This window comes from Affinundibacterium nitidum, from assembly GCF_014284155.1.
Classification (GTDB): Bacteria; Pseudomonadota; Gammaproteobacteria; order Burkholderiales; family Burkholderiaceae_D; genus Undibacterium; species Undibacterium nitidum.
In genome coordinates, this window is sequence record NZ_JACOFZ010000046.1 from 1 (window position 1) to 298 (window position 298).

General features: G+C 50.7%; 1 protein-coding gene. It reads left to right on the forward strand.

Features of this window, described 5'->3' with window-relative positions; all coding sequences use genetic code 11:
- The coding region (locus H8K36_RS18965; RefSeq protein ID WP_186920466.1) for a hypothetical protein at positions 1 to 298 on the forward strand (298 nt) is incomplete at both ends.

The window sequence follows — 298 nt, forward strand, 5'->3', positions numbered from 1 at the left end:
ATGGACGATACTCAATGCTGCGCATACCTTCAAGAATGACGTGACCTATGGAGCCGTTGCCGACTTACTCGACCGAAAAATTGAAGTGGCACGCGATGTCGCTATCGAGGAGGGGGTGTCTTATACCAGCGAGGCCGAGAATATACGTAAAGGTATGGAGATTGCAAAAGCGGTGACCCCCACCGACCCATCGACAGCCAAGCTAGCTGTCGGGTTTAGTGACGTAGGCGTTCAAGCAAAATTGCTCAGTTTGAGCGTAGACACTTCAAATCAGTTTCTCACAGTCGCTGGCGAACAA